Origin of the sequence: Streptomyces sp. NPDC088261, assembly GCF_044740805.1 — a bacterium.
GTDB lineage: Bacteria > Actinomycetota > Actinomycetes > Streptomycetales > Streptomycetaceae > Streptomyces.
On sequence record NZ_JBIURL010000003.1, the window covers coordinates 115043 to 135422 of the forward strand.

A 20380-nucleotide genomic window follows, 5' to 3' on the forward strand; every position below is an offset into this window, starting at 1 on the left:
AGGACGTTTACGCCCCGCATCCGGGGCCCGGAGCGCGTGTGCGGCGCGCCCGCGCGTACGTACCACCCCCTGGCCCGGCCGGCCGAACCGCCGGGCCGGGGCGCGTACGCGGTGTTCACCCACCCCTCCTCGACCAGGAGTGGACACCCTCAACCGATGAAGACCTAAGGGGTCACAGAAAACATGGCAGCGGAGATCGTCAATCCTCGCAGCGCGAACGGTACGGAGAGCGCGCCCGACGAGCCCTTCGATCCCGCCTTCGCGCTGCACCGCGGGGGCAAGATGGCCATCCGGGCGACGGTGCCGGTGCGCGACAAGGACGATCTGTCCCTCGCGTACACGCCCGGAGTGGCCAAGGTGTGCAGCGCGATCGCGGAGAACCCGGAACTCGTCCACGACTACACGTGGAAGTCGCAGGTCGTCGCCGTCGTGACGGACGGGACGGCGGTGCTGGGGCTGGGTGACATCGGCCCGGAGGCGTCGCTGCCGGTGATGGAGGGCAAGGCCATCCTGTTCAAGCAGTTCGGCGGGGTCGACGCCGTGCCGCTCGCGCTGGCCACCACCGACACGGACGAGATCGTCGACACCGTCGTGCGGCTCGCGCCGTCCTTCGGCGGGGTCAACCTGGAGGACATCTCGGCGCCCCGCTGCTTCGAGATCGAGCGCAGGCTCCAGGAGCGGCTGGACATCCCGGTCTTCCACGACGACCAGCACGGCACGGCCGTCGTCACCCTCGCCGCACTGAACAACGCGGCGAAGCTGACCGGCCGCACCCTCGGGGACCTGCGGGCCGTCATCTCCGGGGCGGGCGCGGCGGGGGTGGCGATCGCCAAGTTCCTGCTCGCCGCGGGCATCGGCGACGTGGCCGTCGCGGACCGCAAGGGCATCGTCAGCACCGACCGCGACGACCTGACGGACGTCAAGCGGGAGCTGGCCGGGATCACCAACCGGGCGGGGCACTCCGGCTCGCTGGACGCCGCGCTGTCCGGCGCGGACGTGTTCATCGGCGTGTCGGGCGGTACGGTCCCGGAGCCCGCGATCGCCTCGATGGCGCCGGGGGCGTTCGTCTTTGCGATGGCCAACCCGAACCCCGAGGTGCACCCCGACATCGCGCACCAGTACGCGGCGGTGGTGGCCACCGGGCGCAGCGACTACCCGAACCAGATCAACAACGTCCTCGCCTTCCCCGGGATCTTCGCGGGCGCCCTCCAGGTGCGGGCGTCGCGGATCACCGAGGGCATGAAGCTCGCGGCGGCGAACGCCCTGGCGGACGTCGTGGGCGACGAACTGGCGGCGGACTACGTGATCCCGTCCCCGTTCGACGCGCGGGTCGCCCCGGCGGTGACGGCGGCGGTGGCCGCGGCGGCGCGGGCGGAGGGTGTGGCGCGGCGCTGAGGTGAGGTGAGCCGAGCCGAGCGGTACGACGGGGGCCGCGCCGCGCGTCGTGGGGGTGACGCGGCCCCCGGGACGTCGTGTGCGTGACGGGGCGCCGTTGCCTCGCGTTCGTGACGCGGCCGCCGGCGCTCCCGGCCGTGGTGGGGCCACGATGCTCCCGGCGGCCGGCGGCCCCGATCGTGCCTCGGCCACGTCCCGGCGGCCCCGGCCGTGACGCGCGCGTCGGCGCCCCCGCCCGCGACGCGGTCCGTGTCACACGTCGTTCCGGTTCCGCCGCGCCCGGGCGTCGCCCTATCGTCAGGGCCATGTTCGCCGCCTACGCAGCCCGCATCGACCGTGACCATCCGCTGAACGGCCTGGAGCTGGGGGAACGCCCGGCGCCTGGGGCGCGGCCCGGCTGGACCACCGTGACCGTACGGGCCGCCTCCCTCAACCACCACGACCTGTGGTCGCTGCGCGGGGTCGGCCTGCCCGCCGACCGGCTGCCGATGATCCTCGGCTGCGACGCGGCCGGTGTCGACGAGGACGGCAACGAGGTGGTCGTCCACTCGGTGATCGGCGCGACGGGCCACGGTGTCGGGCCGCGCGAGACGCCCTCGATCCTGACCGAGCGCTACCAGGGGACCTTCGCCGAGCAGGTCACCGTACCCACCTGGAACGTCCTGCCCAAGCCGCCCGAGCTGACCTTCGAGCAGGCCGCCTGCCTGCCGACCGCGTGGCTCACCGCGTACCGCATGCTCTTCACCAACGCCGGTGTACGGCCCGGGGATTCGGTCCTCGTCCAGGGCGCGGGCGGCGGGGTCGCCACGGCCGCGATCGCCCTCGGCAGCGCCGCCGGGCTGCGGGTCTACGCCACCAGCCGTGACGAGGCGAAGCGGGCGAAGGCCCTCGAACTGGGCGCGGCGGAGGTCTTCGAACCGGGCGCGCGGCTGCCCCGGCGGGTGGACGCCGTCATCGAGACGGTCGGGGCGGCGACCTGGTCGCACTCGGTCAAGTGCCTTCGCAGGGGCGGCACGTTGGTGATCTCGGGCGCGACGAGCGGCGACGCGCCGGCCCACGCGGAGCTGACGCGGATCTTCTTCCTGGAGCTCAAGGTCGTCGGCTCGACGATGGGGTCGAAGGACGAGTTGGAGGATCTGCTCTCGTTCTGCGCGCTGACGGGGGTACGGCCGGTGATCGACGAGGTGCTGCCGCTGGAGCGGGCGCGGGAGGGCTTCGAGCGGCTGGAGGCGGGGACCCACTTCGGGAAGATCGTGCTTACGCCGACCCCGTAGCGGGCTCGTGGACGACATCCACGATCCGGCCGCCGAGATCGACCGTCCCGACGCCGTCGGGCCACGCGTCCAGCCCGAACGCCTCGACGACGGCGGCGCGCTGAACGGGCGTCTGCGGTCCGGTGGGGGGGGCGCGGCTTCCTTCTTTTGTCCTCAATCGCCGGACGGGCTTGTTTGTGCGTCTGCCCGGGGCGCGGGCGCGGCTTACTGATGTCCTCAATCGCCGGACGGGCTGGGTTTGTCGTGGTGACGGGGGGCGGGGCCTGCGGAGGTACGTATGTCCGGACTGCATGTTTTACGGCGCGTGCGAGCCCTTGTCTTGATTAACGGTAGCCATGCGCCACAAAACACGCTTTACGTCCGGCCACACGCACCTCCTCCGACCCCACCCCCCTCACGCCGCCGGGAACGGTGAACGACCCCGCCCGCCCCGGGGGTGGTTGTGGCCCGGCACGCGGGCGCGGCTCACGGATGTCCTCAATCGCCGGACGGGCTGGATGGTGCCCTGCGCGGTGCGCGGGCGCGGCTTACCGATGTCCTCAATCGCCGGACGGGCTTGAGGGGGCGGCCGCGCGGGCTGGGTTGGTCCCTGCGCGGTGCAGGGTGCCGGTCAAGGATGACCTCAATCGCCGGACGGGCTGGAGAGGGGCGTCCGGGCGGGTCGGGGGTGCGTCGGGACTGGTTGGCCTCCGTGCCGGTGATGGGTGCGGGTCAAGGATGTCCTCAAACGCCGGACGGGCTGGGGGTGCCTCCGGGCGGGCCTGGGTTGCCCCCGGGTGCGGGGCACTCGGTTCCGCCCTCGCCCGACGGGCCGTCGGTTGTCTTGTGCGCGGGCCTGGAAGGGGGACGGGCAGGGGTCGTGTCCGGAACGTAAAGCGTGTTTTGTGTCGCATGGCTACCGTCAAACAAAACGAGGGCGCGCACGCGACGTAAAACATGCAGTGCAGGACACGACCCCTGCCCGGCCCCCGGCGACAACCCGCACCCCGCCCACCGGCCCGCAGCGGGCACCATCAAGCCCGTCCGGCGATTGAGGACAATCAGTGGGCCGCGCCCACCACCGCGCCGCAGACGCCCGAGACCTCAGCGCGCCCCCGGACGAAGCAGCGCAGCGACACGCGCCGCAGCCGTCGACAAGTGCCGCCTCGCCTCGCTCAGTTGCGCCTCCGTCACCCCATGGTCCCGCGCAGCATCGCGGATGTCGTCGCGGAAGCGGTCCAGCAGGCGATCCAGCTCCCGAGCCGGGTCACGGGCCGGGTCACGGGCCGGGTCGTGGGCCGAGTCGTGGGCCGGGTCGCCCGTGCCCGTGGCGTCCCCTCCCCAGCCGGCGGAGCCGGCAGCCGCGGTCGCGTCCGCGGCGGCGTCCTTCGCCGCCCCCGCCCCCGGGCCGCCGCCCCCGTACACCCCCCGCAACTGCCCCGTCAGCTCCGACAGCCCCTCCCGCAACCCCGTCGGCCAGTCGCCCCGCGCGAAGTGCCCCTGCACCTGGTCCTGGACCTGCTTCGCGATCCGTTGCATCTCCTGCCGCGCCGTCTCCTGCGCCTCCCTCGCCTGGCGACGCGCCTGCTGCGCGTCCTCGCGGGCCCGGCGGGACTCGTCCTTCGCCCGGCGGGCCTGCTCCTTCCAGCCCTGTTGCGCGCGCCGCAACTCCTCCTTCGCCGCCGACCAGTCGCCCGGCGCGCCGGTCTCGTCGGAGGCGGCGCCCGCCTTGGACGACGCCCGGCGGTTCTCCGACGCCGCCGCCCGCATCTCGCTGCGCAACTGCCCCGCCGCGCCCCGCACGTCGTCGCGGATCTCCGCGGCCAGTTCGGAGACGGAGTCGCGGATCTCCAGCTCCAGGTCGGCCAGTTCACCGCTGCGCCCGGCCAGCTCCGCGCGTCCCGCGTCCGTGATCGAGTAGACCTTGCGGCCGCCCTCGGTGGCGTGCGTGACCAGGCCCTCGGCCTCCAGCTTGGCCAGGCGCGGGTAGACCGTGCCCGCCGAGGGGGCGTACAGGCCGTGGAAGCGCTCCTCCAGCAGCCGGATCACCTCGTAGCCGTGGCGCGGGGCCTCGTCCAGGAGCTTGAGCAGGTAGAGGCGGAGTCGTCCGTGGGCGAAGACCGGGGGCATGTCAGAGCTCCTTCGTGGCGGCGGGGGCGCCCGGCGCCGGGGGCGGGGGCGCGGCGGGGGAGTCGTACGGTTCCGCCGCCGGCCTGCGCAGCAGCGCGATCGAGCCGGACACCGTCGTCGCCCTGAGGCTCCCCGTGCCCGCCCCCAGCGTGCCGGTGATGTTCTTCGCCCCCCACCGCCCGCCGACCCGCAGGTCGTCGAAGGCGCTGGAGACCCTGCCGCTCGCCGTGTTCGCCTCCACCTGCGCGTCCGTCAGGTGCGGCAGCCGGATCGCGACCTCGCCGGAGACCGTGGCGACCTGGATCTCCGTGGGGCGGCCCGAGTGGTCCAGGTCGATGACCATGTCACCGCTGACCGACTCGGCCCGTACCGAGGAACCCGCGCCGTCGAGGACCGTCAGGTCGCCCGAGACCGACTGGAAGTGGAGGTCCCCGCTGACCGCCTGGGCCTCCAGGCCGCCGGAGACGGACTCCGCGCCGACCGGGCCGGAGAGGCCGACGAGCGTGGTGTCGCCGGTGACGCCGCGTACGTCCGTACGCCCCCGGATCCCCGAGACCACGGCCTCCGCGTTCACCACCCCCACCTCGACGGACGCCCCGGCCGGGACGGCGACCGAGACGACGGCCTTGCGGCGCCAGCCCTGGGGGTCCAGCCACTTGAGGAAGCCCTTCCAGGGCAGGTCCTCGTACGCGACGGTCAGCGTCGAGCCCTCCTGGGTCACGATGAGCGGGGGCCCCTGGATCCCGGAGATCTCCAGGTGGGCCGCGCCGTCCGTGCCGACGACGTTCACCGTGCCGTCGACGATGCGCACGCTGAGCTCCGTGACGGGGTCGTCGAAGACAAGCTTTCTCGGCTCTGAGACGGACCACTCCATGGTGCTGACCTCCCGGGGCCGGACATGACGCAACATATCGCGTCTCCTGGGAAACACGATATATCGTGGCTGGGGGAAGTCAAGGCCCACGCCTACAGCGCACCTGTGGTCCGATGGTCCCCGTCCGCCGACCCTCTCCGGAAGGAACGGAATGACCGGCCACGGCCTGCCCGACGCCGAGACGATCGAGACCCTCCTCGCCTCCCACGAGGGCGCGTGGGAAGCCGGAACGAAGGTGCTCTCGGTACGTGACCTGTCGCCCGGACTCGGACAGGCGGCGGTCCTCGGGGTGAGCGCCACCGCCCCGGACGGCCGCCGGTCCGGGTGGATCGTCAAGATCCCCGGCTGGGGTCACCGATCCCTGCTCGACTCGCGCGACAGCCAACTGGACCGCCGCGAGGCGCACTTCTTCGGCAGCGGCATTCCGGCGCTGCTGCCCCGCGGCCTGGCCGTACCGCCGGACGCGACCGTGGTCGGCCACCGCGGTCTCGACTGGATCGTCATGCGCGACCTCGGCCCCGTCCTGAGCCGGCCCTGGACCCCGGCCGCCGCCACGACGACCGCCCTGCGCGCCGCGCTGCTGTATGTCCCGGGGGCCCGGGACCCCGGCCTCCTCGACGTCCCCTGGCTGGAGCGCGAAGGCCACGCCGCCTACAGCCACCACGTCCCGGCCGCCCACGACAACCTCGACGCACTCGCCCACGAGCCGCGCCTCCGGGCCCTGTTCACCCACGAGCAGGTCCACGCCCTGCACCTCTGCCTGGACGCGGCCGCCGAGCTGACCTCACGCGCGGCCGCGCTGCCCGCCACTCTCGTCCACGGCGATCTCACTCCGCGCAACGCATGCCTGGACGGCGACCACGCCCTCGTCCTCATCGACTGGGAGCACGTCGGCGTCGGCCCCGTGGGCTTCGACCTGGGCACCTTCGTCTCCCTCTACCGTACGTTCGGCGGATACGGCGAGCTGGACGAGGCGGCCCTCCTGGACGCCTATGGCCGCGCCCTCGGTGAGCTGGCCGGCGCCGAGTCGCGCCGCGCCGCCGCCGTGGGGTTCGCCACCGCCCACCTCACGTGGGGACTGCACCTGCGTCTCGGTCCCGGTCTGACCGCGGTCCGCCAGGGCCTCCACAGCGACAACCCGGGGGAACTGGCCCGGCACCTGGACGATGTCCGCTCGGGATGTCTGCGCGCCCTGGCCTGGGCCTCGGTGGCCGGGGTGGCGGCGGGCCGCTGACCGGCCGCCCGGCCGATACTCCAGGCGCTACTCGCTGCTACTCGTCGTCCTCGTCGTCGTCCGACCTCGCCAACCACGTCGCCAGCCGCTCCACCGGCACCTCGAAATCCGGGTTGAGGTCGACAAAGACCCGCAACTGCTCGGCGAGCCAGGCGAAGGTGACCTCCTCCTCGCCGCGTCGCTTGTCCAGTTCCTCGATCCCACGGTCCGTGAAGTACATACGACCAGCGTAACGACCTGGTGGGGGAGCGGAGAACGCCGGAGGGCCCGGTCCGCGCGGCGTATCGCGCGGGCCGGGCCCTCCGGCCGTACCACCAGAGGTCAGGCGTCGAAGACCTCGTTGACCAGCTGGGCCTGCTCCGCCTGGTGGCGCTTGGCCGAGCCGACCGCCGGGGACGAGGAGTGCGGCCGCGAGATGCGGCGCAGGCGCTCACCGTGCGGGATGTCGGCGCCGACCGCCAGGTCCAGGTGGTCGATCAGGTTGAGCGCGATGAACGGCCACGCGCCCTGGTTCGCCGGCTCCTCCTGGGCCCACAGGTACTTGTCGGCGTTCGGGAACTTGGCGATCTCCGCCTGGAGTTCCTGGCCGGGCAGCGGGTACAGCCGCTCCAGGCGCAGGATCGCCGTGTCCGTCGAACCGCGCTTCTGCCGCTCGGCCTCCAGGTCGTAGTAGACCTTGCCGGCGCAGAAGACGACCTTGCGCACCGCGGCCGGATCGACGGTGCCCGCCGCGACCGCCGTGTCGCCGATCACCGGGCGGAAGCCGCCGGTGGTGAACTCCTCCACCTTCGACGCGGCCGCCTTGAGACGCAGCAGCAGCTTCGGGGTGAAGACGATCAGCGGCTTGTGGTGCGGGTTGTGGACCTGCCAGCGCAGCAGGTGGAAGTAGTTCGACGGCAGCGTCGGCATGGCGACCGTCATGTTGTTCTGCGCGCACATCTGGAGGAAGCGCTCGGGGCGCGCGGACGAGTGGTCCGGGCCCTGGCCCTCGTACCCGTGCGGCAGCAGCAGGGTGACGCCGGACGTCTGGCCCCACTTCTGCTCGGCCGAGGAGATGAACTCGTCCACGACCGTCTGCGCGCCGTTGACGAAGTCACCGAACTGCGCCTCCCACATGACCAGCGATTCCGGCCTGGCGAGGGAGTAGCCGTACTCGAAGCCCATCGCCGCGTACTCGCTGAGCAGCGAGTCGTAGACGTTGTACCGGGCCTGGTCGTCGCTCAGGTAGAGCAGCGGGGTGTAGTCCTCGCCGGTCTCCTGGTCGACGAGGACCGCGTGGCGCTGGCCGAACGTACCGCGCCGGGTGTCCTGGCCCGACAGCCGGACCGGCGTGCCCTCCATCAGCAGCGAGCCGATGGCGAGGGTCTCGCCCATGCCCCAGTCGATCGTGCCGTCGTCCACGGACGACGCGCGGCGCTGGAGCTGCGGCATCAGGCGGGGGTGGACGGTGACCGAGTCGGGGATGGCGACCTGCGACTCGGCGATCCGCTTGACGACCTCCTGGGAGACGGCCGTGGTGACCGCGACCGGGAACTCCGCCTGGGCGTCCGGGACATGGGTCGGGGCGGGCTGCGAGGTGGCCTCGCGGACCTCCGCGAAGACCTTCTCCAGCTGGCCCTGGAAGTCCTGGAGCGCCTGCTCCGCCTCTTCCAGCGTGATGTCGCCGCGACCGATGAGCGACTCGGTGTAGAGCTTGCGCACCGAGCGCTTCTTGTCGATCAGGTTGTACATCTGCGGGTTGGTGAACTGCGGGTTGTCGCCCTCGTTGTGACCGCGGCGGCGGTAGCAGATGAGGTCGATCACGACGTCCTTGTTGAACGTCTGGCGGAACTCGAACGCCAGCCGCCCGACGCGGACGACCGCCTCCGGGTCGTCACCGTTCACGTGGATGATCGGCGCCTCGATCATGCGCGCGACGTCGGTCGCGTACATGGACGAGCGGGACGCCTCCGGGGCGGCGGTGAAGCCGACCTGGTTGTTGATCACGATGTGGACCGTGCCGCCGGTGCGGTAGCCGCGCAGCTGCGACATGTTGAGCGTCTCGGCGACCACACCCTGGCCCGCGAAGGCCGCGTCGCCGTGGAGCGCGACGGGCAGGACGGTGAAGTCCGTGCCGGCCTTGTTGATGATGTCCTGCTTGGCGCGGGCGATGCCTTCGAGGATCGGGTCGACCGCCTCCAGGTGCGAGGGGTTCGCGGCCAGCGAGACCTTGATCTGCTCGCCGTCCAGACCGGTGAAGGTGCCGCTGGCGCCCAGGTGGTACTTGACGTCGCCGGAGCCGTGCATCGACTTCGGGTCGAGGTTGCCCTCGAACTCGCGGAAGATCTGGGCGTACGACTTGCCCACGATGTTCGCGAGGACGTTGAGGCGGCCGCGGTGGGCCATGCCCACGACGACCTCGTCCAGGCGCGCCTCGGCGGCGGAGTCGAGGACCGCGTCGAGCAGCGGGATGACGGACTCGCCGCCCTCCAGCGAGAAGCGCTTCTGGCCCACGTACTTCGTCTGGAGGAACGTCTCGAACGCCTCGGCCGCGTTCAGCCGGCGCAGGATCCGCAGCTGCTCCTCGCGCTCCGGCTTGCCGCGCGGGCGCTCGACGCGGTCCTGGAGCCACTTGCGCTGCTTCGGGTCCTGGATGTGCATGAACTCGATGCCGGTGGTACGGCAGTACGACTCGCGCAGCACGCCCAGGATGTCGCGCAGCTTCATCATGGACTTGCCGGCGAACCCGCCGACCGCGAACTCCCGCTCCAGGTCCCACAGCGTGAGCCCGTGCTCGGTGATGTCCAGGTCGGGGTGCTTGCGCTGGCGGTACTCCAGCGGGTCGGTGTCGGCCATGACGTGGCCGCGGACCCGGTAGGAGTGGATCAGCTCGAAGACCCGGGCGGGCTTGGTGACGTCCTCGTCGTGGGAGGCGTCGATGTCCTTGAGCCAGCGGACCGGCTCGTACGGGATCCGCAGCGACTTGAAGATCTCGTCGAAGAAGTCGTTCTCGCCGAGCAGCAGTTGGCTGAGGATCCGCAGGAACTCGCCGGACGCGGCGCCCTGGATGACGCGGTGGTCGTACGTCGAGGTCAGCGTCATGACCTTGGAGATGCCCAGCTTGTTCAGGGTGTCCTGCGAGGTGCCCTGGAACTCGGCGGGGTAGTCCATCGCGCCGACACCGAGGATGAGGCCCTGACCGGGCATCAGGCGCGGCACGGAGTGGACGGTGCCGATGCCGCCGGGGTTGGTCAGCGACGCGGTGACTCCGGTGAAGTCCTCCATCGTCAGCTTGTTCGTACGGGCGCGCCGGACGATGTCCTCGTACGCCTGCCAGAACTCGAAGAAGTTGAGCGTCTCGGCCTTCTTGATGCCGGCGACGACGAGCTGGCGGTCGCCGTTCGGCTTCACCAGGTCGATGGCCAGGCCCAGGTTGACGTGCTCGGGCTTGACGAGGGTCGGCTTGCCGTCCTTCTCCGTGAAGGAGTGGTTCATCGTCGGCATGACCTTGAGCGCCTGCACCATCGCGTACCCGATGAGGTGCGTGAAGGAGATCTTGCCGCCCCGCGCGCGCTTCAGGTGGTTGTTGATGACGATGCGGTTGTCGAACAGCAGCTTCACCGGGACGGCGCGCACGGACGTGGCCGTGGGCAGCTCCAGCGACGCGTTCATGTTCTTCGCGACGGCGGCGGACGGGCCGCGCAGGGTCACGTACTCCGGGCCCTCGGGCGCGGCGGCGGGGGCGTTGCCGTTCGTGGACGGCTTCGCCGCGGCCGGGGCCGGCGCGGTCGCGGGCTTCGGGGTGACCGGTGCGGTGGTCACGGGCGCGGGCTGGGCCTGCTGCGCCGGCTGTGCCTGCTGTACGGGAGCGGCGGCGGCCGGGGCCTGCGCGGGCCGCGCCTGCGGGGCGGGAGCGGGAGGGGCGGCCGGGGCCTGCGCCGGTGCCGCGGCGGGCCGTGCCGGTGCCGCGGCCTGCGGGGCCGGGGTGGCTGTCGGGGCCGGGGCGGCCGCCGGTGCGGCGGCCGGGGTCACCGCAGCCCCCGCGGCGGCGGTCTCCGCCGGCTTGTCCGCCGTGCCGGGCGTGCCCGGCTTGTAGTCGGCGAAGAAGTCCCACCAGGCGCGGTCGACCGAATTCGGGTCCTGGAGGTACTGCTGGTAGATCTCGTCGACGAGCCACTCATTGGCGCCGAAGGCGGCGGCGGGGTTCTTCCCCTGCCCGTCTTCATCGGTCGAGATACTCGGCTTACTGGGGGACTGAGACGACACGGCGTGAACCGCCCTCTTCCGCTTCACAAGGTGATGGACAGCGGGAATCAAGGCTACGCCTAACCGGGCCCGCAGGTGCAGGCCAGGCGGGCCATCGTCGTGCAAGTCACATCTGACGGCGGGTTTCAGCGTATGAAATGGCGGGAAACAAGCACGGTTCACCTCGCCGGGAGAGCGCCCGTGGAGCACTGTGCCCGGCTACGGCGGGTCCGCGGCCCGTAGTCCGCCCGTCCCCGACTCCGTACCCGGAGATCGTGCGTTAACAAGTCCGAACTCTACGTCAATCCCGGGCCTGGGGAATTCCCGGAAGAGTGACGCGTATCCGGCAGCCACGCGCGGATTCGGCCACTCCGATGCGCCCGCCGTGCAGATCGACCGCCCAGCGCGCGATCGCCAGGCCCAGACCGGTGCCCCCGTCGCTGCCGGGACCGTGCGGCGAGGGGGCGCTCCCGCGGTTGAACCGCTCGAAGACCCGGTGCCGTTCGGCCTCCGGTATCCCGGGACCCTCGTCCTGGACCTCCAGGTCCAGCGACTCGGGGCGGGGGCCGCGCCGGGCCCGTACCGTCACCCGCCCGTGCGGCGGGCTGTGCTTGACCGCGTTGTCGATGAGGTTGGCGACGACCTGGTGCAGGCGCTCCGCGTCCGCGTGCGCGGTCAGTTCCGGCGGCGAGACGTCCAGATGGAGGTGGACGTCCGTACGGGTGTGATTGCCGGATCCGGAGCTGAGCGCGCGCTGCGACGCGGCCAGATTGGCCTCTTTGAGTACGCCGGACAGGTACGGCCACACCTCGAAGCGCTGGGCCTTCAGGGTGACGACGCCGTTGTCGAGCCTGGACAGGTCGAGCAGCGTCTCGGTGAGCCGGCCCAGCCGTTCCGTCTGCCGCAGGGCGGTGCGCATCGTCTCCGGATCCGCGGCGGACACGCCGTCCACGACGTTCTCCAGGACCGCGCGCAGCGCCGCGATGGGGGTGCGCAGCTCGTGCGAGACGTTGGCGACCAGCTCCTTGCGGTGCCGGTCCACGGCCTCCAGGTCGTCCGCCATCCGGTTGATGGTGGCGGCGAGGTCGCCCAGCTCGTCGCGGCGGTCGATGCCGCTGACCCGGCGGGTGTAGTCGCCGTGCGATATGCCCTTCGCGACGGTGTTCATCTCGTCCAGCGGCGCGGTGAGGCCGTGGGCCACGAACTGGGTGATGAGGAGCGTGGCGATCACCGAGAAGACGGTGATGAAGCGCAGCTCGGTCTCCGTACGGAGGGCCACCATCAGCAGCCCGGTGGTGATGAAGACGGAGACGACCACCAGCGTGCCGAGCTTGGTCTTGATGGAGAAGGGGCGCAGACCGGTCTTCTCCGGGGCCCCGGCGCGGCGGCCGGGCTGCTTGGGCCGGCCGCCCGGTCTTGTCCGGGGTCCGCCGCGCTGTCCGCCGTACGGGCCGTCGAAGGGACCGCCGCGCGAGGTGCCGTAAGGACCGCCGCGCGGGTCGGTCCCCCGCCGCGCGCCGTCCCGGGGGCGGCTCATGGGGCCGGGGTCTCCAGGGCGTACCCGACCCCGTGGACCGTACGGATCCGCTCGGCGCCGATCTTCCGGCGCAGCGCCTTGATGTGGCTGTCGACGGTACGGGTGCCCGACGCGTCCGCCCAGTCCCACACCTCGGCGAGGAGCTGCTCGCGGGAGAGCACCGCGCGCGGGGTGCTCGCCAGGCAGACCAGCAGGTCGAACTCGGTGGGCGTCAGGTGGACGTCCTCGCCGCGCACCCGTACCCGGCGCTGCGCGTGGTCGATCTCCAGCTCGCCGAGGCGCAGGATGCCGCTGCGCGGGGTGACGGCGGCGAGCGCCGCGCGCTCCACGCGGCGCAGCAGCACGTGCACGCGCGCCGCCAGCTCCCGCATGGAGAAGGGCTTGGTCATGTAGTCGTCGGCGCCGACGCCGAGTCCCACCAGCATGTCCGTCTCGTCGTCGCGGGCGGTCAGCATCAGCACCGGCACGGGGCGCTGCGCCTGGACGCGGCGGCAGACCTCCAGGCCGTCGAAGCCGGGCAGCATCACGTCGAGGACCATCACGTCGGGCTGCCAGGCCTCGGCCGCGTCGACGGCCGCGGGGCCGTCCACCGCCGTCTGGACCAGGAAGCCCTCGGCCCGCAGCCGGGCGGCGATGGCGTCGACGATGGTCGCGTCGTCCTCGACGACCAGGACCCTTCGCTGGGCCCCCGGCGTCGCCGCGACCCCGTTGTGGCTGGTCTGTGTCTGCTCCATGGCCCCGCCCCTGCTGGCTGGTACGCGTTCCGCGATCGTCGATCCGTGATCTCCGATCTCCATGTCGATGTGGATGGAGATCGTGTGTGTCGGGAGCAGCGTAGAGGCAGGAACAGGGTCACGGCTACGCAGTGCGAGCGGCGAGATGAACGACGTCCGGTACGCCCCGGGCAACAGGGATCTCTTCGGCAGCAACTCCACCGAACCCGGCATTCCGTAGCGCTTCGCCGAAGGCGGGGGACGGCTGGGCGGACCAAATGGCCAGTACACCACCGGGGTTGAGGCGTTCGCGGCACGCCGCGAGCCCGGCCGGCGTGTAGAGGCTCCCGTTGTCCTCGGTGACCGTCCAGTCGGGCCCGTTGTCGATGTCGAGACACAGGGCGTCGTAGCTGTCCGTGGCGGTCTTCACGTGCTCGACCAGATCGGTGTGCAGGATCACCGTGCGCGGGTCGGCGAGCGCCGCGCCCGAGATCCGGGCGAGCGGGCCGGAGCGGTGCCAGTCGATGACCGCCTGTTCGCGCTCGACGACCACGATCCGGCCCCAGCGGGGGTCGGCGGCGGCGTGCGCGAGGGAGAAGCCGACGCCGAGGCCGCCGACGAGGACGGAGGGCCGCTGCTCGCGCCGGTCCTCGGGGAGGGCGGCGAGGGCGGCGTCGATGAGGAGGCGCTCGGAGCGGCCGTCGGAGGTGTCCATGAGGAAGCACCCGTTGGCGATGATCTCCAGCTCGGCGCCGCGCCGCCGGAGGACCACCTCGCCGTACGGGCCGTCGCGGCGGTCGAGGACGACGGGGCGGTCGTCGTGATCCGGTGAGTGGTGCGATTCCGGGCCTGGTGCCTGGGCGGATACGGGCATGGTGCGGCCTCTCCGGGGGACTGCTGGTGTCTGCGCTCTCGGTCCCATCCTGGTGCGCGGCGCGGGCCGCCGACAAACCGGTTCGGGTACGGGAAGCGTGACCCCCTTCAGGGCGTTACACCTCTCTGCCTCCCGCCCGCGGTACGCGTGCGGGAGTGATCGCTCAGAGCGAACGCCCCCAGGGGAACAACAGGAGGCTCACAAGCATTGAGCGGGTATAGCTCAACTTGAATGCCGAAGGGGAGATCATGGCTCTCACGTCCACATCGCTCACGCTTCCCGTGCTGCCGCTCGACGACGAGGTCGTGCTGCCCGGAATGGTGGTTCCGCTCGACCTGTCCGACGCCGAGGTCCGGGCGGCCGTGGAGGCCGCGCAGGCCGCCGCCCGCGCCGAGGGGGGCGGGGGCAAGCCGCAGGTGCTGCTCGTCCCGCGCATCGACGGCACGTACGCCGGTACGGGCGTGCGCGGCACCGTCGAGCAGGTCGGCCGGCTCTCCGACGGCGACCCCGGCGCACTGATCCGCGGCCGTGGCCGCGTGCAGATCGGCGCGGGGACGTCCGGACCCGGCGCGGCCCTCTGGGTCGAGGGCCTGAGCGTCGAGGAGCTGGCGCCGGACCCGCTGCCCGGGGCCGTCACCGACCTGATGAAGGAGTACAAGGCCCTCGCCGCGGACTGGCTGAAGAAGCGCGGCGCCTGGCAGGTGGTCGACCGCGTGCAGCAGATCGACGACGTGTCGCAGCTGGCGGACAACGCCGGGTACTCACCGTTCCTCTCGACCGCGCAGAAGGTCGAGCTGCTGGAGACCACCGACCCGGTGGCCCGGCTCAAGCTCGCCACCGACCAGCTCCGGGAACACCTCGCGGAGCAGGACGTCGCGGAGTCCATCGCCAAGGACGTCCAGGAGGGCGTCGACAAGCAGCAGCGTGAGTTCCTGCTGAGGCGCCAGCTCGAAGCCGTACGGAAGGAGCTGCGCGGCCTGAACGGCGAGGGCGACGAGGACGAGTCCGACGACTACCGGACCCGGGTCGAGGCCGCGGACCTGCCGGAGAAGGTGCGGGAGGCCGCCCTCAAGGAGGTCGAGAAGCTGGAGCGCTCGTCGGACCAGAGCCCCGAGGGCTCCTGGATCCGCACGTGGCTGGACACGGTCCTCGAACTGCCCTGGAACGTCAGGACCGAGGACGAGTATGACATCAGGGGCGCCCAGCGCATCCTCGACGCCGAGCACGCGGGCCTGGAGGACGTGAAGGAGCGCATCACCGAGTACCTGGCCGTGCGCAAGCGGCGGGCGGAGCGCGGCCTCGGGGTGGTCGGCGGCCGTCGCGGCGGCGCCGTACTGGCCCTGGTCGGGCCTCCCGGCGTCGGAAAGACCTCGCTGGGCGAATCGGTCGCGCACTCCATGGGACGCAAGTTCGTGCGGGTGGCGCTGGGCGGCGTCCGTGACGAGGCGGAGATCCGCGGACACCGGCGTACGTACGTCGGCGCCCTGCCGGGCCGTATCGTCCGGGCGATCAAGGAGGCCGGCTCGATGAATCCGGTCGTCCTGCTCGACGAGATCGACAAGGTCGGCTCCGACTACCGGGGCGACCCGGCGGCGGCGCTGCTCGAAGTCCTGGACCCGGCGCAGAACCACACCTTCCGTGACCACTACCTGGAGGTCGAACTCGACCTGTCCGACGTGGTGTTCCTCGCCACGGCGAACGTCCTGGAGGCGATCCCGGAGGCGCTGCTCGACCGGATGGAGCTGGTCAGGCTCGACGGCTACACCGAGGACGAGAAGGTCGTCATCGCCAGGGACCACCTGCTGCCCCGGCAGCTGGAGCGCGCGGGCCTGGAGACCGGCGAGGTCACGCTGGAGGACGAGGCGCTGCGCAGGCTGGCGGGCGAGTACACCCGCGAGGCGGGCGTCCGTAACCTGGAGCGGTCCATCGCCAGACTCCTCCGCAAGGTCGCGGCGGAACACGAACTGGGCAAGCGGGAACTGCCGTTCACGCTGGGCCCGGACGATCTGCGCAAGCTGATCGGCCGTCCGCACCACGTCCCCGAGTCCGCCCAGGACCCGGCGGAGCGCCGCACGGCGGTCCCGGGCGTGGCGACGGGCCTCGCGGTCACCGGCGCGGGCGGTGACGTCCTCTTCGTGGAGGCGTCGCTGGCCGACCCGGAGACGGGCGGCTCGGGGCTGACCCTGACCGGTCAGCTGGGTGACGTGATGAAGGAGTCGGCGCAGATCGCACTCTCCTTCCTCCGCTCGCGCGGCGCGGAACTGGAACTGCCGGTCGCGGACCTCAAGGACCGGGGCGTGCACATCCACTTCCCGGCGGGCGCGGTCCCGAAGGACGGCCCGAGCGCGGGCATCACGATGACGACGGCCCTGGCCTCGCTCCTGAGCGGCCGCCTGGTCCGCACGGACGTCGCCATGACCGGCGAGGTCTCGCTGACCGGCCGCGTCCTGCCCATCGGCGGCCTGAAGCAGAAGCTCCTGGCGGCCCACCGGGCGGGCATCACGACGGTCGTGATCCCGAAGCGCAACGAGGCGGACCTGGACGACGTCCCGGCGGAGATCCTGGACAAACTGGAGATCCACCCGGTGACGGACGTCCGCCAGGTCCTGGACATCGCCCTCTCCCCGGCAGAGGTGAGGCTCCCGGCAGCGGCATAAGCCTCCGGCCCCCTACTGACGACGGCCGCGCACTCCCGGACTTACGCTCCGGGCGGGCGCGGCCGTCGGCGTGTGCCTCCATGGTGATCGCCCGGCCGTTCGTGAAGCGACCGGCGTTCGTACGTGTCTTCCTCGGTCCTGGGCATGGTCAGCCGATCCGGATCTCGTAGCGCAGGCGCTGGAGTCGGGCGGGCATGGTGATCAAGTCGAGCTGGACGGGCCGGTCGTCGCCGTCGAAGGTGACGCGCGTTAGGTGCAGCACGGGTTCGCCGGGTGGGATGTCCAGGGCCGCCAGCTCCTCATCGTCGGGCATGCGCGCGGTCACGTCCTCGCGGACGCGGACGCCCACATAGCCCAGCTCGGCGAGGAGGGTGACGGCTCCGCCGGGGATCCTGGCCGTCCCGGCCAGGCGGGTGCCGCGCGCGATGGCGGTGGGGTAGTAGGTGTCCGTCAGCTCGCAGGGCCGGTCTTCGAGGTACATCACCCGCCTGCGCACGATCACGGTCTCATCTCCGCCGAGCCCCAGCAGGCCGGCCACGTCCGGGGCCGCCGGCACCTCGCCCGCGTGGACGACGCGCTGACTGCCCCGCCGCCCCCGCGCGGTCAGCTCCGCACCCCAGGCGTCCTGTTGGCCGTCGGGCCGGGGAGTCAGGTACGGCAATGAGGAACTGACCCACTCGCTGACGCTCACGACGTCCTCCTGCTTCTGGTGGCCCTGCGAGGGCGGTTGCCGACCATGGTGCGCCCTGCCGCTTCGGCAACCACCTCCCTGAGCCCGGGAGTCCGCGCGCTCCGGCGCGTGTCCGGCCCTGCGGGCACCCGGCCGTGCGGTCTCCCGGGGTGGAGAGCTGCGACGGCCGGGGGGTGAAGTCGGTGTCCGAGGTCGTGGACGACTTCGCGGCCCCGCCGCCGGGCGCGCCCGCAGGTGTCAGCCGGTGGCCAGGGACTTTACGCCTGACAGGGGGCCGTTGAACTTGTTGTGGTCTCCTACCGTGGGGCCCGAGGACGTGTACTGCCAGATCGTCTGGTACTCCCAGCCCGCCGGGAGTTCGCCGACCGTTTTGTCGTAGCGGGCGATCCAGAGCGGGTTCGTGGCGCCGAAGCCCGCGTAGTTGCCCGTGCAGTCGCGCCACCAGTTCGTGGACGTGTAGATCAGGGCCGCGCGGCCCGTGCGGGTCTTGTACGTCGTGAGGAAGTCGCGGATCCAGGAGACCAGTTGGGGCGGCGTCTTGCCGTAGCAGGCCGCGCCGTACGGGTTCCGCTCGATGTCCAGGACCCCGGGCAGTGTCCTGCCGTCGGGCGACCACGCCCCGCCGCCGTCCACGAAGTACGTCGCCTGCTCGGCGCCGCCGGAGTCGTCCGGGGCGGCGAAGTGGTACGCGCCCCGGATCATTCCGGTGGCGTACGAGCCCTCGTACTGCTGGCCGAAGTAGGGATTCTTGTAGTAGCTGCCCTCGGTCGCCTTTACGTAGGCCCACTTCACCCCGCTGTCCCACAGCTTGGCCCAGTCGACCTCCTTCTGGTGGCTGGAGACGTCCACCCCCTCCGTCTGTGCCACCCGCAGGCTCGCGGGCGGGCCGCCGCCCCGGCCCTCGTGCGCCAGGAGGCCCATCCCCATGTGCGCCGATCCCCTGGCCGGGGGGACCGGGGTGGGGGCGGCGGGCGTCGCGGTCGCCGTCGGCGGGAGCGTGAGGAGGAGCGCGGGGACGGCCAGGAGCGTGGCCGCCGTGGACCGTAACAAGCGGCCGGTCGTCGTGGGTCCGGGCGTGGGCATGGCTGGTGCCTCCAGGGGCGTCCGGTGATCCGGACGGGGAGTTGGGCGGGGGGATGCGGAGAGGGGGTGCGGACGGAGATACGGACGGGGATACGGACGGGCAGCACGACGCTACGCACGGTCACCCACCCGCGCGCGGCGCGGCACGCTGACGCCACTCCTACGAGCCTGCGAAATACTGTTCGGAAAGCCGCGGCAACGGCCGCCGGCCAGGCAAACCTTCAGGAGCGGAAAAGCGCGCGATGGCTGCTGACGTGCACGCGAGCGGTACGGCGCCCGACCGGGCCCCGGTCGGCGAGGGCGGGGTGGACCACGAGTTCCTCGCGCTGGAGCGCGAGCTGGCCGTCTTCCTGCGCCGCGCCAGAGCCAACTCCGGCGAGATGGCCCGCGAGGTCCATCCGGAGCTGGAGCCCGCCGCGTACGGACTGCTCGTACGGCTGGAGGAGAGCGGCAGCCAGCGCGCCACCGCCCTCGCCGGGTACTTCGGCGTCGGCAAGGCCACCATGAGCCGCCAGCTGCGCGCCCTGGAGGAGCTGGGCCTCGTCACCCGCGAGCCCGACCCCGCCGACGGGCGCGCCTCGCTCGTGCGGATCACCGACGAGGGCCTGGCCCGCTTCCGCCAGGTGCGGGACGCGCGCCGCGACATGTACGTACGCCGGCTCGCCGAATGGGACCGCACCGAGGTCGCCGAGCTGGCCCGGCTCCTTCATCAGCTGAACAGCCGCGTGTAGGCGGGAGCGGGGTCATGCGGATGTCTGTGCGTACGTCACAGCTCCACGTACCTCACAGCTCCACGTACGCCACCGTCGCGTCGTCACTCGTCTTCCAGCGCCGGAACGCCGCCCCGTCCGGATCCGCCGACTCCGCCGCCCGTACCCGGTCCACCAGCTCCTGCGGGCCGCTCTTGCGCACCAGCGCGAGGCAGTCCGCCCAGCCGCCCTCCCGGAACATCTCCACCCACCGCGCCGCCCCGTCCGTGAGGGCCAGGGCGCTCCGTACCTCCGCCGCGGGCGTCCGGCCCGTCACCGCCCTCGACGCGACCGCCGGGTCCGCCGCCGCCGTGAAGAAGCCGCCCTCCGCGTTGCGCAGCGCGTCCGCCGTCGCGACCAGGCGCAGCGCCTCCCGGGGGATCCGGTCCAGGCGGTCGTCCAGCACCGCCCGTACCGCGCCGTCCGGCGACTCCAGCAGCAGGGTCGAGTCCGACAGCACCAGGTGCTCCACCGCGTCCGTGCCCCAGCGGACCATGACGACCGTGGCCTGAGGCGTCCGTACGTGAGAAAGGTCACAGGTGTCACGGTGGGCGTCCGCCGTGCGCAGGATCGCCGCGGAGAGGATCGCGTCGAGGGTCATATCCCGCCGCGAACCGGACAGTTCGACCAGTGCGCCGCCCAGCCGGGCGGTGAACCAGGGCACACCGTGGACACAACCGTCACTACCGTCGCCCCCCGCCGGCGGAGTCACCCCGTCCAGGACCACCAGCACACCGCCCTCGCCGCTCGCGGGCAGTGACACGGCTGTCCAGTCCTCATTGGGGCGTCCGGCGGTGCCGGGGGCGGTGACGAGTTCGATGCGCATGGGGGCCAGTCTGCACGACCCCCGCACCCTTCCGCATGGGTCCTTCACGCCGTCTGCATGGTTGGTCAGTGGCCTTTACACCCAGGTCAGACGGTGTGTTTCGGTGCTGGGGCACCCCTCCGGGGAGCTGCGGGCGCGCA

The 20380-nt window shown here is 72.0% G+C and carries 15 protein-coding genes; 5 read left to right on the forward strand and 10 right to left on the reverse strand.

The genetic code is table 11. From position 1 onward, the window contains the following. Positions 1 to 183 precede the first annotated feature (183 nt). Both ACIODU_RS07730 and ACIODU_RS07735 read left to right on the forward strand, forming a co-directional pair. Positions 184 to 1395 (forward strand): NADP-dependent malic enzyme, encoded by a 1212-nt coding sequence (locus ACIODU_RS07730; RefSeq protein WP_401765134.1) that lies wholly within the window; start codon positions 184 to 186, stop codon positions 1393 to 1395. A 305-nt stretch (positions 1396 to 1700) separates the two neighbouring features. Continuing rightward, positions 1701 to 2669: a zinc-binding dehydrogenase gene (locus ACIODU_RS07735; RefSeq protein WP_401765137.1), complete on the forward strand. Its 969-nt coding sequence runs from the start codon at positions 1701 to 1703 to the stop codon at positions 2667 to 2669. Between the two features lie 1083 nt (positions 2670 to 3752). Here ACIODU_RS07735 and ACIODU_RS07740 read toward each other — a convergent pair. After that, positions 3753 to 4778: a helix-turn-helix transcriptional regulator gene (locus ACIODU_RS07740; protein ID WP_401765140.1), complete on the reverse strand. Its 1026-nt coding sequence runs from the start codon at positions 4776 to 4778 to the stop codon at positions 3753 to 3755. Position 4779: 1 nt separating this feature from the next. Next, positions 4780 to 5652 (reverse strand): DUF4097 family beta strand repeat-containing protein, encoded by an 873-nt coding sequence (locus tag ACIODU_RS07745; protein WP_401765871.1) that lies wholly within the window; start codon positions 5650 to 5652, stop codon positions 4780 to 4782. 151 nt (positions 5653 to 5803) lie between these two features. Here ACIODU_RS07745 and ACIODU_RS07750 point away from each other — a divergent pair, with 151 nt between their 5' ends. Further along, the gene (locus ACIODU_RS07750; protein ID WP_401765142.1) at positions 5804 to 6886 is read left to right on the forward strand and encodes a phosphotransferase family protein; all 1083 of its coding nucleotides are present in this window, start codon (positions 5804 to 5806) and stop codon (positions 6884 to 6886) included. Between the two features lie 37 nt (positions 6887 to 6923). Here the strand turns inward: ACIODU_RS07750 and ACIODU_RS07755 are convergent, their stop codons facing one another. The 5 genes from ACIODU_RS07755 to ACIODU_RS07775 all read right to left on the reverse strand — a co-directional run bounded on the left by ACIODU_RS07755 (position 6924) and on the right by ACIODU_RS07775 (position 14234). Beyond that, the gene (locus ACIODU_RS07755) at positions 6924 to 7106 is read right to left on the reverse strand and encodes a DUF6104 family protein (RefSeq protein ID WP_356427260.1); all 183 of its coding nucleotides are present in this window, start codon (positions 7104 to 7106) and stop codon (positions 6924 to 6926) included. 101 nt (positions 7107 to 7207) lie between these two features. Next, positions 7208 to 11131: a multifunctional oxoglutarate decarboxylase/oxoglutarate dehydrogenase thiamine pyrophosphate-binding subunit/dihydrolipoyllysine-residue succinyltransferase subunit gene (locus ACIODU_RS07760; RefSeq protein ID WP_401765146.1), complete on the reverse strand. Its 3924-nt coding sequence runs from the start codon at positions 11129 to 11131 to the stop codon at positions 7208 to 7210. Between the two features lie 280 nt (positions 11132 to 11411). After that, entirely contained in the window at positions 11412 to 12467 is a 1056-nt protein-coding gene (locus tag ACIODU_RS07765; protein WP_401765874.1) for an ATP-binding protein, read from the reverse strand. Positions 12468 to 12643: 176 nt separating this feature from the next. Then, positions 12644 to 13381, reverse strand: a complete 738-nt coding sequence (locus tag ACIODU_RS07770) for a response regulator transcription factor (RefSeq protein ID WP_161311201.1) — start codon at positions 13379 to 13381, stop codon at positions 12644 to 12646. A 124-nt stretch (positions 13382 to 13505) separates the two neighbouring features. Further along, complete coding sequence (locus tag ACIODU_RS07775) at positions 13506 to 14234, reverse strand: spermidine synthase (protein ID WP_356427254.1); 729 nt, start codon at positions 14232 to 14234, stop codon at positions 13506 to 13508. Positions 14235 to 14482: 248 nt separating this feature from the next. Here ACIODU_RS07775 and lon point away from each other — a divergent pair, with 248 nt between their 5' ends. Further along, on the forward strand, positions 14483 to 16891 hold the full coding sequence (gene lon / locus ACIODU_RS07780) for an endopeptidase La (RefSeq protein ID WP_356427252.1): 2409 nt from the start codon (positions 14483 to 14485) through the stop codon (positions 16889 to 16891). A gap of 148 nt (positions 16892 to 17039) precedes the next feature. Here the strand turns inward: lon and ACIODU_RS07785 are convergent, their stop codons facing one another. Next, a complete protein-coding gene (locus ACIODU_RS07785) occupies positions 17040 to 17582 on the reverse strand; it encodes a GntR family transcriptional regulator (protein WP_401765152.1) in 543 nt (180 codons plus the stop codon). Between the two features lie 237 nt (positions 17583 to 17819). Continuing rightward, positions 17820 to 18665 carry a lysozyme gene (locus ACIODU_RS07790; protein WP_401765155.1) on the reverse strand — a complete coding sequence of 282 codons (846 nt, stop codon included), beginning with the start codon at positions 18663 to 18665 and terminating at the stop codon, positions 17820 to 17822. Between the two features lie 242 nt (positions 18666 to 18907). On the opposite strand from ACIODU_RS07790, the gene ACIODU_RS07795 reads away from it, so the two are divergent. Continuing rightward, complete coding sequence (locus ACIODU_RS07795; protein WP_401765158.1) at positions 18908 to 19396, forward strand: MarR family winged helix-turn-helix transcriptional regulator; 489 nt, start codon at positions 18908 to 18910, stop codon at positions 19394 to 19396. A 52-nt stretch (positions 19397 to 19448) separates the two neighbouring features. Here the strand turns inward: ACIODU_RS07795 and ACIODU_RS07800 are convergent, their stop codons facing one another. After that, positions 19449 to 20240, reverse strand: coding sequence for a hypothetical protein (locus ACIODU_RS07800; RefSeq protein WP_401765160.1), 792 nt, complete (start codon positions 20238 to 20240; stop codon positions 19449 to 19451). Positions 20241 to 20380: the final 140 nt, after the last annotated feature.